The sequence below is a fragment of the Psychrobacillus sp. NPDC058041 genome (assembly GCF_042885655.1).
Taxonomy (GTDB): Bacteria; Bacillota; Bacilli; order Bacillales_A; family Planococcaceae; genus Psychrobacillus.
This window is the reverse complement of sequence record NZ_JBHVRO010000014.1, coordinates 1-17,162: the sequence shown is the minus strand read 5'-3', so window position 1 is coordinate 17,162 and position 17,162 is coordinate 1. Positions and strand designations below refer to the sequence as shown.

The following is a 17,162-nucleotide window of genomic DNA, read 5'->3' as shown; positions in this document are numbered from 1 at the left end:
ACAACTAGATGGCGCGAGGATACTAGTTGTTGTGGAGATTGACTGAAAATTATTTAGCCATTTTTCTTTTTAAATATAATTGAACTAATTCTATATCTTCTTTGTCGAGATTTCCTACATTTTCAATTGATTTTATTATTTCTAATACCTTCTTGTCATGAGTAAGTTCATTATCCTTACTAAAATAGCTCGTAATAGAGGAAGTTAGTGTACTAATGATACCAATACCCGTTAACATTAAAACAACTGCTAGTAATCTACCAAATGAAGTGGTTGGCGAAATATCCCCATAACCTACTGTTGTTGTAGTTACGATTGCCCACCAAAATGCATCAGAAAAGGTATTAATTGAAGGTTCAATTATAATAATTGGGATAGGGACAACAAACAACAGGATAGCCGCAAGCATAAGAATTTTATCTAAACCATTAGTATTAAGGATACTGTAAATTGGTTTTAAAAAGCGTGAACCTATACTAAGCAATCGAAGGATTCTAAAAATACGAATGAATCTCGCAGCTCGGAAAACTGAATCAAAAGGAACTATGGCGATTAGTTCAAATGGATGTTGTTTAATATAAACCCACTTCTTATCCGAACGAATGAATCGAAATGAGTAATCTAGAACAAAAATTATCCAAATAATTCGATCGTAAACAATTAATTGTTCATTTCTCGAAAATGCAAAGAATAAAGAAACAATAACTAAAATAAGCATAAATACTTCATAAACAATGACAATTTTTTTCATATGTATATCCACCTAGGCTTTATATTTTATACCCTTTACCATCATTTCATTTTACCGTTGGATTAATTGTTTATTTTGAGAAAAATACACGCGCCCTTATATTTTCTTATAAAAAAGCACCGCTAATGGCAGTGCGCAATGATTTAGATAGAAAATACAACTTGTTATTCGTGGGCTTCATTCATTTTCGAAAAATCCTTTTAGACATAGAGAAAGAACAACTGCTCCGAAAAGAAAGGAGGATATTAAACCTACAACACCGTTCCAACCAAATTTTGACCAAAAAACACCACCAGCAGTCCCACCGATACTGGAGCCAAAATAATAAAAGAACAAATAAAGCGAAGAAGCTTGCGCTTTATCATGTTGCGCCCTTTTACTAACCCAACCACTTGCAATGGAATGTGCTCCGAAAAATCCAAATGTGAAAACTGTAATACCAATAACTTTGATAACTAAACTAATATTAAGCGTAATTAATGCACCAAAAAACATAATGCCGATTCCAACAAGCAACATCTTTCGTCTACCATATCGATCAGCGAGACTACCTAGCCACGCTGAACTGAATGTCCCTACTAAATAGATTATGAAAATCCAGCCGACAATTGTCGTACTAAGCGAGTAAGGAGGCCCAAGCAGTTTGAAACTAATGTAGTTATATAATGAAACGAAACTCGCCATTAACGTAAAACCTATAACATACAGACTAAGCATACCTGGATCCTTCAAATGAGCTAGAAGCGAGCTGGTTAAAGCGCGTAATTGTAACTTTCTTGGCTCAAAATGACGGGATTTCGGCAATGAGATTACAAAATAAATACTCATCGTCAGACTTAATATACCAAGAAAAATCATACCGACTTTCCAGCTAAATAAATCCGTCATCGTCCCCATAATAATACGGCCAGCTAATCCTCCAACAGAGTTTCCACTAATATAAAGCCCCATTGCAATCCCAAGACTCTTTGGCTCTACCTCTTCCCCTAAATAAGCCATTGCAATAGCCGGGAGCCCAGCAAACGTGATCCCCTGTATAACCCGCAAAACAAGAATAACTTCAAAACTTGAAGAAAAAGCAATGACTAGCGTTAATACAGAAGCAGAAAAGATCGAAATAGTCATCAGTCGTTTACGACCCCAAGCTTCCGAAAGAGATCCAAATATTACAAGGCTTATAGCTAATGCAAAAGTTGTGAGGGATAACGATAAACTTGCTACAGTAGGGGAAATATGAAATTCTTTCGCAAACTCAGGCAAAACCGGTTGCGTGAGATATAAATTAGCGAATGTAATAAACCCAGCTGCAAATAATGCAAAATTTACTTTTTTAAATTCATTTGTTCCTCTTTGAATATACTCCTTCAATAGATCGCCTCTTTAGAATCATTTATCGAATTTTTTTAGTTATTATCTCTTCCATTAATACTTGTAGTTTACTCACTTCTAGGTTCAATTCTTCAATAATCTCAACTTGTTCATGTAATTATACGCTTTTCTCTACAATCTGTTTATTAAACTTCTGCACCTAAATATGTTGTGGATAACTTTTCTTCTTTACCTTTATCCACACGATATCCACTTGCTTGTGGACGAGAACTTACCACTGTATGTAATTTTTCATCGATAAAATGTAGAGCAACTCCATCATCTGCAGCATATCCACCTTTTATTACTTTCTCTTGAGTAAGACGTTTATAAGCAGAACGGTAATTTCCCTCTCCATCATAATGTGGACAATGACTCCCACCTATTAAACCAAGGCACTTAATAGGCTCAATCCTACCACCATAGGAATCTGTCACACCTTCTTCAAACCAACAAAGTGAACCAGCACTGAGGCCCGATAAAATTGTTCCGTTTTCATAAGCTGCTCGAATAGCTTTATCCAGTTCCCATTCTTTCCAAAGCGTCATCAAATTCTTCGTGTTACCCCCACCTACATATAAGATGTCTTGTTCCATTAAAAATCCCTTGATATCACGGGTATGCGGTTTAAATAACGATAGATGCGCCGGCTCACATTCTTCCTTTTGAAAGAAATTATAAAAACGCTCAATATATCCTTCTGCATCACCACTAGCTGTACCTATAAAGCAGATTTTTGGTCTTTCACTCTTTGATTGCTTCAAGATATACCGATCTAATAAAGGATTTTCAGGCTCCATTGAAAAGCCCCCGCCACCCATACCAATGATTTGTCTCATCTATTTATCCTCCAATTTGCTATTTTCCTGTATTACTGAAATAAGTTCGTCAATTGTTCCTGTGCAAATGCTCACTTCTGGTAAGTGATAGAACGTACTTGTTGTTTCCATATCCATCGCTTCTCCATGTGGTGAGTAAAGAAATATTTGTTTCTCCCATGCGATAGCCATTCCTAATTCAATATGACTTCCTTTACCACCAGGTAATAAAATAATGGTATAATCAGCGTCTTTTATTGCCTCTTTTTCCAGTGTTCCAATTAGCATTAAATGTTCAAGGTTATTTGCTCGTTCATTTTGTGTCCAGTCATACGTTTGGTTCCACCCTATGTTTTTAAGCTTACCAGTTACTTCTCTAACCTGGTCTTTATTTTGAAAACCTGACCCTACATAAAATTTCATGAATAATCACCTTACTTTTCTCTTGTTTTGTTTATCATAACATGAAAAAAAGACTTGCGATTTAACTATTCTAAATAGTTTGAATGCAAGTCAATTACGTTAATTATAGACCAAGAGAAACGTATTTTATTTCTAAATATTCATCCATTCCATGGTGACCACCTTCGCGCCCAAGACCACTTTGCTTAAACCCTCCAAACGGTGCTTGTGGTGTCGATGGTAGACCGTCATTTAATCCAATAATACCGTACTCTAATTTTTCTGTAATACGAATTCCTCTTGATATATTTTCTGTAAAAACATATGCGGCAAGGCCATATATAGAATTGTTTGCACGAATTATTGCTTCTTCTTCATCCTTGAATGTACTAATTGGAATAACTGGACCAAATGTTTCTTCTTGCATGCATAACATATCATCCGTTACATTTGTCAAAATCGTCGGTTCAAAGAATAGTCCGTCCTTTCTTTTTCCGCCCAGTATTACTTCTGCTCCTTTTGACGTTGCATCCTCTACATGCTCTTGCGCTTTCCGAACGGCGGAATCATCAATTAGCGGCCCTATTGTCACCCCCGCTTCCAGGCCATTTCCAATTTTCAACTGTTTCGTCTTTTCCAAAAGTAATTCAGTAAATTTACCTACAATAGATTCCTGAACATACACTCGATTAATACATACACATGTTTGACCAGCATTTCGGAATTTAGCAGCAAGCACATTTTCTGCCGCTTTCTCTAAATTACAATCTTCCATGATAATCGATGGAGCATGTCCTCCAAGTTCAAGAGATACTTTTTTAACCGTATCTGCTGCACCCTTCATAAGTACTTTTCCTACTTCAGTGGAACCTGTAAATGTCAGCTTGCGAACACGCGTATCTTTAAGCCAAGCATCTCCTATAGCTTTGGAATCTCCTGTAATTACATTTACGACTCCATCGGGAATCCCCGCTTCTTTTGCGAGTTGCACTAGTTTAATAGCAGTGAGAGGTGTTTGCCCAGCTGGTTTAATTACTACAGTACACCCTGCAGCAAGCGCCGGTCCTACTTTTCTCGTAATCATCGCTGCCGGAAAGTTCCAAGGAGTTATCACAGCAACAACTCCTACTGGTTGTTTATGCACAAAAAGTCGTTTATTTTGTTGAGTAGCAGGAATTATTTCTCCATAAATTCTCTTACCCTCTTCTGCATACCATGAAATAAAACCATTTGCATAATTGATTTCCCCACGAGCTTCTCCCAGAGGTTTTCCCTGTTCCTCTGTCATTGTCTTTGCAAGATCTTCCGTATGTTTCTTAATTAGAATATACCAACTTTGTATGAGCTCGCTTCGTTCATAAGCAGACAAAACAGACCATTTTCCATAGGCTTCAAATGCTGCATCAACAGCTTTCACCGCTTCTTTGGTTCCACCTTTCGGTACAGTCGCAATTATTTCTCCTGTTGCAGGATTACTCACTTCCAAAACAGATAGATCTTTTCCAATATCTTCTCCATTAATAATCATGTAATATGGCTTAGACATGTAATCACCCTTCCTTTATTACTATATTATTTAATTTAAAACTTTTAAAAATGTCGCCTCAAGACGAGGCGTCATTAGCCTTACTTCCTATCTTCCGCAGGAGTCTCGCATCATTTATTTCCTCTATCTAATTAATCAAGGAGTGCTCTGCGATGTGTCAAAACGTCTACAGATTGAAAGAAAAAATAATATAAAATCTAAAGGTCCAAGAATTTTGACATTAACCAACCTTTTGTCTTCAAGGGTTTATCTTCTCCTTATTTGTCACCTCAAGTACATCTAGTAAGAAAACAAATACTGGAATTCCAACAATTAGTCCCCATACACCAAAGAAATTTTGCGAAAAAATAAGCACTACGAAAGTATAAAAGACAGGTAAGTCTGTTTTTGATGACATCAGTTTAGGGTTTAAAAAATATGCTTCTATAGCATGAATAATTGCAATCGCTATAATCACATAAATAACTTTTATGAATCCTCCAATAGTATAGGCCACTAAACATAGAGGAATTAGCGAAATCATCACCCCTGCAACCGGAATGAGCCCTAAAAAGAAGACCATAATCGACAAACCAAATATTTGGGGGAATCCCAAAATTATCATTGCAATTAAAGACAAAATGCCATTGATGATAGCGATAATAAACTGTGCCTCGATTACTTTTCCAAACGTACGTGTAAATTTCTTGCTAAAAAATTCAATCTCATAATAAAAAGGGGCAATCTTGCTATCCTTAAACTTGGCAGTAAATTCTTTTAAACGTGGCTTTTCCAATAAAAAAAACAAACTTAATATCAATGCTATCAACACTTGAACGCTAATTTTACTTATATCTGTAAAAGACTTCAACAGAAAAGAAAAACCATTTTCTAAATAGGCTGTAATCTTATTGGTAGAGATAAATGTAACTATATAATTAATCAAAACGCTATCATGTGGCTTTGTATAGAAGGCTGTAACTCGTTTCACAAGTAGACTTACTTCAGTGATGATAATAGGCAAGTATTTCACAAGTCCTAATGCTAACAAGCCAACAATCAATGTATACATCAAGGTAACAAGTAATACTCGTTTTAACCTCACACGTTTCGCCACAAATTCTACGAGTTGATTCATTAAAAACGTAAAAATAAATGTAAGTAAAATTAAATTTATCATACTTTTCACGCTAAACAGAAGCAATAAAATTAAACCAAAAATAATAACTCTTTTAACTTCCTTTTTTTGAAAAAATTCTATAATTCCAGACATTTTGTTCATTGCTCCCTAATAAATATTTTGATTTTAAATCCTTATATTTTTAGTATCACCCCGCAGGAAACAGATTACAAGAATTAAAGGGTATTTATAGCATAATTAGTTCTTTATTTTGTTTTTAACCATTTTATTGTAACTTCATACGGACTTGGTAGAAAAAGTTCCGTTTTTTTCAATGCTTTCAATATTAAATATCAAGAAACATTTCGAAATCAAAAACGTTGTTTGACATTTTCAAAAAAGTAGCATATATTCAATTTAGTTTAATATAGCTTTAAGTATTCTGTTAGGTGAGGCTCCTGTATAGAGAAACGCTGCTGCCCAAAAATGTCGAAAGACGCCAATGGGTCAACAAGAAAGATCGGAGTAAGGTCTTTTTTAACGTAGCTGGTAATAAGTACCTATGCTTTACAGTGCTAAAACTCAACGAGGGAAACTGGCGAACACAAAGTATTGCTGTGTATTATTTGTATTTACAGCTTATACTTTTTTTGATGTGCAAATTAAGCCTTTATTTCTTCTTGCTGAGAAATAAAGGCTTTTCTTTTGTTTAACGAATATATATAAGCAATTAAACAGGAATTATAATCATTTTTGGGAGGTGATGTAGATGGACGAGGAGCCGAGTTCGAATAATATATATAACATAAGTGGAACCGGGAAAGGGATAGTTTTTAGTCTTCGGCTATCAAGTCACTGATAAATCCTATCCTCTCTCGCTTTTACTTGAGAACGGAGGTAAGGGATATGGATCAAAACATGATTCAGGAATTAAACATTCTTTCACAAGAACAAAATCAAGACTCTTTAAATGAGTATGTATCACGATTCCAGCCTTTTGATATTGCCGCGGCGTTAAGTGAAATGGAATTTGAAGAGCAATTATCATTTTTTACTACGATTTCTATTCCAATAGGAACGGAGATTCTTGAATATTTGGAACCAGAGTTACAGTATAAAATTTTAAATCGAATGAAGGAAGATCTTGCTTCTTCCTTATTAATAGAAATGTCCAGTGATACTGTTGTAAATTTGCTATTGTCCATTCATCCTCATCAGGCAAAAAAAATGATGGAGTTTTTGCCTAATGACTATAGAGAAAAAATAAGTACATTTATGAACTATGAGCCCGATACTGCTGGAAGATTAGCAACGTTCGATTATATTGCCGCTCGTATTAACTGGACTGTTGACCAAACACTACAACATATTAGAAAAGTGGGGCATGACGCAGAGATAACTTCTTATATTTACGTCTTAGGGAGTCGCGGAGAGCTCACGGGCATCGTATCTCTGAAGGAAATTATTTTAGCTAAGCCAGGAACAAAATTAGAAGAAATATTACAAGGAGATACCATCTCAGTTTCCGTTAATATGCATCAACAAGAAGCAGCTGCTGTTCTGTCAAAATACAATTTTGTAGCTGTTCCTGTTGTAGCCCAAGATAATAGAATGATTGGAATTATAACTGTTGATGATTTAATTGATGTTATTCATGAAGAGGCAACGGAAGACATTCAAAAATTAGGTGGAAGTCAGCCATTAAACGAGCCCTATTTTAAAAATTCTGTCGGAGCTCTGTATAAAAAAAGAATTGTGTGGCTATTAATCTTATTTGTAGCGGAAGCATACACAAGCAGCGTATTGAAGCATTATGAGGACACCTTGTCTGAACAAATTGCTTTATCCTTTTTTATACCACTACTTATTGGAACTGGAGGAAATACAGGCTCGCAAACAGTAACAACGTTAGTTCGGGCTTTGGCAGTTGGAGAAGTAGAGTTTCGAGATATGTTCAAAGTTTTTAAAAAGGAAGTATCAACAGGATTTTTCTTAGGTATTACAATGGCCACCGTTGCGATAGTGCGTGCATTTATTCTAGGAGTCAGTATGGACATAGGCTCAGTTGTGGCCTTATCTGCCTTATTTATTGTTATTTGGGCGTCGGTAGTAGCTGCTATTTTACCGATGGTGCTGCATAAATTAAAAATCGATCCCGCTGTCGTATCCGGACCTTTTATTACAACTTTTGTTGATGGAACAGGTCTTATTACTTACTTTACACTGGCAAAGATCATACTTCACCTTTAAGTGCACTTTGTCTTCACTATTACAACGGAATATTATATTCTCATATAAAATCGCTCCTTGGCATAAATAAAATGTCGAGGAGCGATTTTTTGTCTAAGTCTCAGTGAAGATAGTAATTATATCTTTCACTGTGACAAGTTAGATTTCATTTTCATTAGCCTTGCAATTTGCTGTTCTTCGGATCTGCCTGTCTTTTCAAGCGCTTCTATATCACTTTCCACTCTCTCTTGCGCGTGGTTTTAGCCCTCCATTTTTTCAATAGAAACGGTGAAACCAACGACACTTTTTGAGAATTCTACTATGTTATAGAAAATGCAATAATTAACACAACAATAAATAAAATGATTCCTATTATAATAGAAGGAATGATTAATGTTGCAAATCCTCTCCCACTTGAGAACTGGTGTACTTCTCCGATTGCTTTACTTTGAATAATAATCATCCAAATAGAGAAAGTTAAAGATATTAATGTGGAAATTAAAACCCAAATAATAGACCCTGAATTAAATTCCCACGGATTCATGACAAGTAGATTATTTCGAACAAAAATAAATGATAACATCCAGTACGGTGTCAACCAAATGCTTGGAATTACGACAATACCCATCGTTTGAGCCATCTCTTTATACGTTCCATATCCACCTAGCCATCTTCCTACCCATGTGTAAATAACGGTACTAAATCCTAGTCCGATTAAGCCAAGTAACGGACCAATCACAAGGATGCCTATTAATAGTAGCCACAACGAAATATCAAATTTATTACTCCACTCATTTGCTACGCTTATACCATTTGAAATTCCAGCAATTGCGGCTAGTGTAAGTGAATATTTTAAATTTTTATGATCCAACACATAGCGCACCGTTTTTCTCGTGGATAACCAAATTGAAAAAAACGGATTTAATTTTTCTGTTTCTTCATATTTCATTTCTTGAGTCATATTATCCCTCCAGCCTCTTACTAGTTTATTTGACAAACAAAAAAATATGTTAGAATATTAGAATTTTAAATAACCAATATAATATTATTAGTACAGAATGATAATATAAGAAGGTAGAGCTATTAATCACTTTTAATTGCTAATTCGACATTTAATGCATTTTTCCCTTTCGAAGATCATTTTTACTAAATAAATTGAAAGAGGTTTTTTTTATGGAACCTTTTATACATGGATTATTACTAGCCTTAGGATTGATATTACCATTAGGTGTTCAGAATATATTTGTTTTTAATCAAGGAGCTATTCAACCATCCTTTAAAAAAGCATTACCAGCATCCATTACTGCTTCTATCTGTGATACCTTGCTAATACTTTTAGCGATTTTAGGTGTGTCCGTTATTGTTATGCAATATGATTGGTTGCGTTTTACTTTAATTGGAATCGGTGTTGTTTTTTTAATTTATATGGGGATTGTCACTTGGTTTACCAAATCCACTACATCAACGGATACACAAACTATCCAAATGTCTACCAAAAAGCAAATCTTATTTGCTCTGTCTGTGTCATTGCTAAACCCTCATGCCATTTTAGATACTATTGGAGTCATTGGTTCAAGTTCACTTGTTTACCATAGGAACAGAAAAAATTGAATTTACTGTCACATGTATAATTGTGTCCTGGAGTTGGTTTCATGGATTATGCCTTGCTGGTAGGATGATGAAAAAAATAGATAATTCCGGTAAATTTCTTGGGATATTAAACAAAGTTTCTGCAATCATTATTTGGGTTACAGCTTTATATATGGCGCTATCTATAATATAAGAAAAAGCACAAGCGCTCTTTAAATGCATCTTGCCTTCATTAATTCCTGAGTGCTTTGGACGAAAGATCGACTACAATATTACCGGTGAATTTTGAGGAGTTGGAAGTGACTGCGTCACTTCCAACTCCTCATTTTCGATCATCTTATGGCGGATGTTTGTCCGTCGCCCTCTTGGAATTTGTAAGCACATGATGCGTTTGGTTTGGATAATAACAGAAAAAATACTTTCCTACTCTTTTAAAAGCTTCAGAAGATACAATTTCAGAAGCTCTTCACTTATTTATCAGTAGATACTACCTATTTTTTCTCAGTTTCCGCTCGCCAGGATAGACAAAGGAAACTACCAGTTAATTATTTCGACGAAGCATATTTTCTTTCTTATTTACACTTTTGATTGGAGAGGCAGGCGGAGAATAGTCTGTTCATGGCTAAAAAACTCATCTAATTTCTTTCAGAAAAACGCCTCTACATAATGTAGAGACGCATTATTTTGACGATAGTAGTTGTTTACAATGTGCATTTATCTGTTCGTTATCTAACCCCATACCGATCAAAATAATAACTGGTTTTTTATTTATAGATGAAGGAACACGAGTAAACGTTGCTTTTTTTGAAGCATATTGAAAACTGTAAAGTTGATGAGAGTTGTCAATTTCAATAAAACCTTTTCCACGTAAAATACCGCCAGGAAGCTGGTTAAGCCATTTTTCAAACTTTTTTTGTTGAAGTGGAGGTAAATCCTCTAATTTTATTGCTTGTAAAGTGGAGTGGTGATGATGATGAGTTACATCCGGATGCTCTCCTATCGAGATTGATTGAAAACGTTTCTCGAACAATACTTTCGGTTCAACCTGACCGTAATTACAATGCACCATTTGTTTTTCTTGCCCCACAATTTTGGCAATTTTCTGTTTAATTTTATCCAATTGTTCTGGTCGGACAAGATCTGTCTTATTTAACAACAACAAACTTGCACAGATCATTTGCTCTTGCATCAATTTTCGAACTTCTGCTGAACTTGAAAATACACTTTGATATTCTAGGTAATGACTAGCATCCAAAACTGTAATTATGGACATAATTTCAAATTGGTCCGTATACGGTTTGCTAAGAAGTGCTTCTTGGATTTCTAATGGATTTGCCACACCAGTGCCTTCAATGAACAAGACATCTAGAGGGCGTTCCTCCATTTCCTTAACTAAATTATCCAACGTCTCTTTTAAGTCTTCTTGGAGTGTACAACAAATACAACCATTTAGAAGCTCAAACACTTTTTTATCTTCAAACAAATGACCTTCCACATTTTCTTCACCTAATTCATTCAAGATAATGCCAGGTTGTTGTCCTTTTTCCTTACACTGTTCGAGCATATTCAATAGGACAGTTGTTTTGCCACTTCCAAGAAACCCACTTATCACGTATACAGGAATTTTCGTATTGTTTTCCATAAAAATATCTCCTATCAATACCTAACTACTACTTAATAGCTTCTATAAACGTATGGTTCTTCAGGTTCTTTTATTTTCTCTACCTTGTCCACTTTTAAAATAGGAATTGTTTTTTTAAACGGTTGGTAGTATATAGTATCCATCTTACCTTGCACATCAATCCAATCATCGTTTTGGAACGTTGTACCTTTCGGAAGCTCTAACAGCATTCCGAATACTCCGGAATCCGCAACGCAATGTATAATTCCAAATCGAAATAAAAAGACATCTCCCGTTTCCTTATCAACATAAGTAAAGCCTCTGAAACCAATTGTTTTGCCCGTAAAGTAACCTGGGTTTTTGTAGATTGTTTCCATGCCATATAGAAAATCTTCATCCTTTAAGAGGACACTGTCTTTGTTTGCATATTTACCAAGCGCTTCTTCATTTATCTCATCATATCCTCCCTGACCATAGAACACGCTACTATCAGGTTCAAGAAATTGATGGACTCCGTACTCGTCCTTACCGTTATATGCCTCAAAGTTAAACCCCTTTGCTGCAACAATATTTGAATCTAACGTTGCAATCGGAAGAAATAAGGCAGTAAAAATAGGAAAAAGAAAAATCGGGTAGCCCAACCATGATTTCCATCTCGTTCCCTCTTTAGAATGATCTATACCACAATCACATATAGGACCAAAATCTTCTTCATCTTTACCCTCTTTCAAAGTGAAATACATTTGAATGAGCATAAAGAAAAAGAAGATGAAAATAGCGATGAAAGAAAAGGTTGAATATTTTAGATTAATATATTTTGATATATTTCCAGTTGCATGTAAATGTAAAAAGAGAAATGAAAATCCGAGTAAAATCCAACAACGAAGCATTATTAAAGTCCTCCTTTCTTATAAGTTCGTAATAATTATTGATCCTAGGAACACCAAAACGGCTGTATAAATGAATAAGAAAAAAACGAATTTTGTTTTGAATACACCTAGCATCATTAATGTATTTTTAATATCAAATTTAGCACCGAAAACTAAAAAAGCAACTAATGCCCCTGTCGAAAATGTACTTCTAAAAGAAGCTGCTACAAAAGCATCGGCAGAAGAACATAAGGACATAATGTATGCTAATCCCATCATCACAAGTGAAGAAGAATATTCACCGTGTCCTATGGAAGTTAAGACTGATGTCTTCATATAGGTTTGTACAGCAGCCGCTATTAAAGCACCTACTATTAAATATTTTCCAACAGTGAAAAACTCATCCACCATATGCTTAAAAGAACCTAACACTTTTCTTTTCATTGGGATATTTTGACGCGGAACTTGGTATGTTAACATATGTTTTAATTGCGACTCCTTAAACTGATAAGAGAGAATTACACCAACAACTAATGCCACTATAAACGATAATCCACCTCTATACAGAACCATCTTCCAACTATTACCGAAGGCGACATATGTAGAGAAAAGCACAACTGGGTTTATGACTGGTCCTGTCAACATAAACGCTATTGCTGCATGGAGAGGAACTCCCTTCGCCATTAATCTCCTTGCAATTGGTATTATCCCACATTCACAAGCAGGGAAAACTGCACCAAGCGCACTTGCTGATAGCACAGACAGAAATCTATTTTTTGGAATCACCTTAGCTAGCATTTCATCTGTTACAAAGACTTGTATTAAAGCAGATACAATCACAGCTAACATGATAAAAGGTAATGATTCTATTAATATACTAATGAATATAGTATTAAACTGTAAAAACAATTGACTGTTCATTTTCATTACTCCTATTAAAATCTTGAATATAGATAAACTAGTATAGTGCGTTCTATTTTACAATTAGTTATGAGCGGATAATAAAGCAATAATAAAACTGTGATATGAATAAAAAATATAGAAACAATGGAAAGATTCCAAATTTATTATTTTAAAATTTTCAAAAAAAACCTTTTCAATTATAGAGGGAAGGGTTTTTACTATTTATTTTCTTATAAACGTAATTCTAGCTAATCACTTTCTTTTATCAACATAACATCCTCAGTTATCGGAGTAAATCCCAGTTGATCTAAGCTGTCGAACGAAGTAAGATGTGATTGAGCAATACTAACTGTTTCGACTCCACGCTTCAAGCACTCTTGTAAGATAATCTGAATCATTTCAGAATAGTATTCATTAAATTTCGAATTTATTCCAGTTGCTATTATCTCTGAGTATCTTGTATCTGACCTTATAGTTACTCCAAAATAACCAATCGTTTTATCTTCCTTCGTACATTCCAAAGAAAAGTCAAACGCTACAGATCCATAATATGTTTCTATCATTTCAAGTTGTTTCGCCGAAACTTCCTGATTCGCTATTGTTACGCATTTCCACCGGTCAAATTGAAATCCTTCACTAATTTGATATGTAAAATTAGATGAATCTACTATTTGGTTTACACTTTCTGATAGCTTAACCCCAACTATTGGAGAACGATTTGAAATCATAAAACCTTTCGATAAAAAGTAATCTATAGGAGCCTGCCACTGACTTCGAAAACGTTGCGCTAACTTCTTACCACCATATTCTTCGCTCACTGCAAATTTGTAAATTCTATCAAACAACTCATCTTGCAGATCACCTTCGTACTCCGGTAATACCCAAGGGTAACCCAATGAAACGAAATCACCAGCACCTGTAAAACTCATATAACCTACTATTTTCTCCCCATTAAAAGCAAAGCATCGTGAATTCGGATGAAATTCTTTTTGATTTATATACTGCTTCGGTGAAAGTGTTGGTTTCCACGCATACGGTAATTTAGCTGTTATTTCTGTCCAAAAGTCATACTGTAACTTCAGATCTTCTGGCTTTTCATAATAACGAAATGTAATCGGCATTTCTTAACCTACTTTCAAAATAATATAGAATTTATTAACCCATGTAAGATTAGTTTAGCATATAGATAATACATAAATGTCTTTACATGTTGTAGTTGTTTTGTGATTTTTTAGAGTTATTTGCAGAAATGGTTATGAACCTTACCTTAACTACATATGTATAAATGAATAACTAATGGGGAAAGAGGGAGTTCTATGTTTATTTATGTTGTAATAAAGGGAGATTCCTTATTCTCGATTGCAGCAAAATTTCAAATAACAATGGATAGCATACGAATAGTGAATGGATTAAGTACAGATAGCTTAGTACCAGGACAGGATCTACTTATTCCAACAAATATGTATACAGTTCAACCAGGCGATTCACTCTATTCTATTGCTCAAATGAGTTTCACTTCTGTCGAAACGTTACGTCTCATAAACGGCCTACATTCAGATACATTAAAGGTTGGTACGAAGTTGTATTTACCACCAAGACCTAAATATGGAGCAGTAAATCTTAGTTACATACTGCCCTCAACACCTACTAAAAACAATAATATGGTTCAAAGTGCCGCTCCTATAAATACTTTTTTCGGAGTATTTGAGTACCATGTCCTTGCAGATGGAAGTTTAAGCTCTTTGGATGATCGGCAACTTATTCGAGTAGCAAGAGAGAACAAAGTAGCTCCACTTGCTGTTATTACTAATCTGACAACAACAGGATTTAGTACCGACATAGCAAATCGAGTATTAAGTTCACCTGAAACAAAATCACGATTAATTAATAACATCTACAATCTAATCAAGAGCAGAAACTACGCTGGTGTAAACATCGATTTCGAATTGTTACAAGAAGAACAAAGGGATTTATATACTAGCTTTCTGCGTTCGTTAAGAGAAAAATTGAAGCCGGAAGGATATTATACCACCGTCGCTATACCAGCTAAAATTAATGATAAACTCCCTTATTTGAAGGCTTATGATTATGGAGGAATTGGCGCCGCTGTTGATCTTGTCTTTATTATGGCCTATGATTTTCACGAAGCAACAAGTCTGCCTGGACCTATCGCCCCCATAAAACAGGTAAGACAAACAATTGAATATGCTCTTAAACATATGAAAGCAAATAAAATTATTCTCGGAGTACAACGTTACGGTTATGATTGGAAAATGCGTGATAGCACCGTCATAGATGCACATGCTGTTCCAGTCGGTATGGCTATAGAAACAGCCATGAAACATCAAGTTCCAATTCAATATTCCAAAGAATCCCAACAACCTTTTTATCAGTACCGAGATGAAACTGGAAAGAAGCATATCGTGTGGTTTGAAGATTCAAGAGCCCGAGCTCAGAAACTTAAACTGGTAACTGACTACCATTTAAAAGGGATTGGCGAATGGCAATTAGCGTTCCAGTTTGCACAATCTTATCTCTTAGTAAGTGAATTTTTAAATACCCAAAAAGTGCTCTGATATTTGCAATTAACAAAAGTGGTTAACTTTGCGAGATATTCACTATTCAATAGTTGAATATCTCGCTTTTCATTTATACTGTACTTCACCCAGTTGACCTTCGAAGAAGAATCCACCTGTAGCGGAAATCAACCTGTTCATAGTAATCCATTCATTCTTAACTGTTAAAAAATACCCCTGAAAGAGAGCCGTTAAACGAATTTCTTAATTAATTTCTTTCCTATCCTATTTATCAGTTTTCCAAATTATTAGTTTTTATTAAAACCCTTTATGGTACAATTATATTAAACAAGAAAAATTTTCTAGAATTTAAAAGGGGGTATTATTTTTTATGTTAACATCAGAATCGATTTCAAAAATAGAACAGATGGATAACCACCTTAACTCTTTAGGAAAAAAAATTACAGCTTCGGATATTTGTAAGGCAGTGGATCTTTTTTTCGGAATTCCCTTAGAAGGAGTTCCCATTATAAATAAAAGCTTTGTAAACTTAACCCCAAAAACTGCAATGGAAATGTACATGGATCAATACGAACATGAGATGGGAAGTATGGAAATACGTAAAATGCTAAATCATATTTTCGGTATAAATTTAGAAGGAATTGATTCATTATCAAAACTTAGAATTTCCTTGTATTCCAAAGGGCAGTGGATTGTTCAAAATGAAAAAGATTTATTTGTTATCCATACTGGAACAAATGATGTGGATGTAAAAGTAGTACCTTCGGAATATTTTATAAAACAAACAGGATCATCTGTGTTACCAAAAGACTTACAAGATTCATTATCTAGCCTTGGATTCAACTACGATGATAAATTAGAAGGTTCCTATTATATAAATCCCAATAATGAATCAGTCACCAATGAATTTAAAAAACAAACAATCGGCTCTATCGTAGGAGTAATTCAAAAACTTTATTCTCATCTATAAGAAAAACCGGGAAAAGTAAGCCCGGTCGTTTTAAGAAGAGTAGGAAATAGACTCCGATGTTTTCATCGTAAAAAAAGCCATATCAGCTTCTTTATCCGTGAATACAACCTATTTTTCCTCTATTTCCACTTGTCCTATTGATAAACAAAATAAAGTACCAGTTCATTATTTCGTCAAAGCATATTGTCTTTCTTATTTGCACTGTTGATTGGAGCGGAAGGCGGCGACTCCTAGAGGATTAGCAAGCAAATCAAGACCCTGGACTGAGCCTTCAATTGTTCAAAGGCTAAGAGCGCCACATCGTGTGGCAACTCCTTTGTGACCAACGTCGTGTTGGCCCGAATCGGCTAGATGCTTGCCCCCTATTGTTGCTTGGAGTGCAGGTGCTCGACTCCTGCGGGAATAGCATGAGCCTTGAGACCCCGCAGGTAGCGAAGCGAACGAGGAGGCTCAAGCCAT

Annotated in this window: 14 protein-coding genes, 1 pseudogene and 1 riboswitch; of the genes and pseudogenes, 4 read left to right on the top strand and 11 right to left on the bottom strand. The window is 35.1% G+C overall.

Features of this window, described 5'->3' with window-relative positions; translation table 11 throughout:
- Window positions 1–49: 49 nt before the first annotated feature.
- From ACFVR1_RS17500 to ACFVR1_RS17475, 6 genes are all read right to left on the bottom strand, one after another.
- Window positions 50–751, bottom strand: coding sequence for a potassium channel family protein (locus tag ACFVR1_RS17500; protein WP_387585868.1), 702 nt, complete (start codon window positions 749–751; stop codon window positions 50–52).
- A gap of 177 nt (window positions 752–928) precedes the next feature.
- The gene (locus ACFVR1_RS17495; RefSeq protein ID WP_387585867.1) at window positions 929–2,119 is read right to left on the bottom strand and encodes an MFS transporter; all 1,191 of its coding nucleotides are present in this window, start codon (window positions 2,117–2,119) and stop codon (window positions 929–931) included.
- Between the two features lie 146 nt (window positions 2,120–2,265).
- Window positions 2,266–2,958, bottom strand: a complete 693-nt coding sequence (locus tag ACFVR1_RS17490; protein ID WP_387585865.1) for a Type 1 glutamine amidotransferase-like domain-containing protein — start codon at window positions 2,956–2,958, stop codon at window positions 2,266–2,268.
- Window positions 2,959–3,360 (bottom strand): group-specific protein, encoded by a 402-nt coding sequence (locus ACFVR1_RS17485; protein WP_387585864.1) that lies wholly within the window; start codon window positions 3,358–3,360, stop codon window positions 2,959–2,961.
- 103 nt (window positions 3,361–3,463) lie between these two features.
- Window positions 3,464–4,885: an NAD-dependent succinate-semialdehyde dehydrogenase gene (locus tag ACFVR1_RS17480; protein WP_387585862.1), complete on the bottom strand. Its 1,422-nt coding sequence runs from the start codon at window positions 4,883–4,885 to the stop codon at window positions 3,464–3,466.
- Window positions 4,886–5,123: 238 nt separating this feature from the next.
- Entirely contained in the window at window positions 5,124–6,137 is a 1,014-nt protein-coding gene (locus ACFVR1_RS17475; RefSeq protein WP_387585860.1) for an AI-2E family transporter, read from the bottom strand.
- A gap of 281 nt (window positions 6,138–6,418) precedes the next feature.
- A riboswitch (M-box (ykoK) riboswitch) is annotated at window positions 6,419–6,583 on the top strand.
- A gap of 307 nt (window positions 6,584–6,890) precedes the next feature.
- On the opposite strand from ACFVR1_RS17475, the gene mgtE reads away from it, so the two are divergent.
- Entirely contained in the window at window positions 6,891–8,234 is a 1,344-nt protein-coding gene (gene mgtE / locus ACFVR1_RS17470; protein ID WP_387585858.1) for a magnesium transporter, read from the top strand.
- A gap of 298 nt (window positions 8,235–8,532) precedes the next feature.
- Here the strand turns inward: mgtE and ACFVR1_RS17465 are convergent, their stop codons facing one another.
- On the bottom strand, window positions 8,533–9,174 hold the full coding sequence (locus ACFVR1_RS17465) for a YIP1 family protein (protein WP_387585856.1): 642 nt from the start codon (window positions 9,172–9,174) through the stop codon (window positions 8,533–8,535).
- A 212-nt stretch (window positions 9,175–9,386) separates the two neighbouring features.
- Between ACFVR1_RS17465 and ACFVR1_RS17460 the strand changes: the two are divergent.
- Window positions 9,387–9,996, top strand: a pseudogene (locus tag ACFVR1_RS17460) (LysE/ArgO family amino acid transporter).
- Between the two features lie 486 nt (window positions 9,997–10,482).
- Here the strand turns inward: ACFVR1_RS17460 and ACFVR1_RS17455 are convergent.
- The 4 genes from ACFVR1_RS17455 to ACFVR1_RS17440 all read right to left on the bottom strand — a co-directional run bounded on the left by ACFVR1_RS17455 (window position 10,483) and on the right by ACFVR1_RS17440 (window position 14,317).
- Window positions 10,483–11,445, bottom strand: a complete 963-nt coding sequence (locus ACFVR1_RS17455; protein ID WP_387585855.1) for a CobW family GTP-binding protein — start codon at window positions 11,443–11,445, stop codon at window positions 10,483–10,485.
- Between the two features lie 32 nt (window positions 11,446–11,477).
- Window positions 11,478–12,314 (bottom strand): TIGR03943 family putative permease subunit, encoded by an 837-nt coding sequence (locus tag ACFVR1_RS17450; protein WP_387585853.1) that lies wholly within the window; start codon window positions 12,312–12,314, stop codon window positions 11,478–11,480.
- A gap of 18 nt (window positions 12,315–12,332) precedes the next feature.
- Entirely contained in the window at window positions 12,333–13,214 is an 882-nt protein-coding gene (locus ACFVR1_RS17445) for a permease (protein WP_387585851.1), read from the bottom strand.
- Between the two features lie 230 nt (window positions 13,215–13,444).
- On the bottom strand, window positions 13,445–14,317 hold the full coding sequence (locus ACFVR1_RS17440; RefSeq protein ID WP_387585849.1) for a hypothetical protein: 873 nt from the start codon (window positions 14,315–14,317) through the stop codon (window positions 13,445–13,447).
- Between the two features lie 195 nt (window positions 14,318–14,512).
- On the opposite strand from ACFVR1_RS17440, the gene ACFVR1_RS17435 reads away from it, so the two are divergent.
- Both ACFVR1_RS17435 and ACFVR1_RS17430 read left to right on the top strand, forming a co-directional pair.
- Complete coding sequence (locus ACFVR1_RS17435; protein WP_387585848.1) at window positions 14,513–15,772, top strand: glycosyl hydrolase family 18 protein; 1,260 nt, start codon at window positions 14,513–14,515, stop codon at window positions 15,770–15,772.
- 331 nt (window positions 15,773–16,103) lie between these two features.
- Entirely contained in the window at window positions 16,104–16,703 is a 600-nt protein-coding gene (locus ACFVR1_RS17430) for a hypothetical protein (protein WP_387585846.1), read from the top strand.
- Window positions 16,704–17,162: the final 459 nt, after the last annotated feature.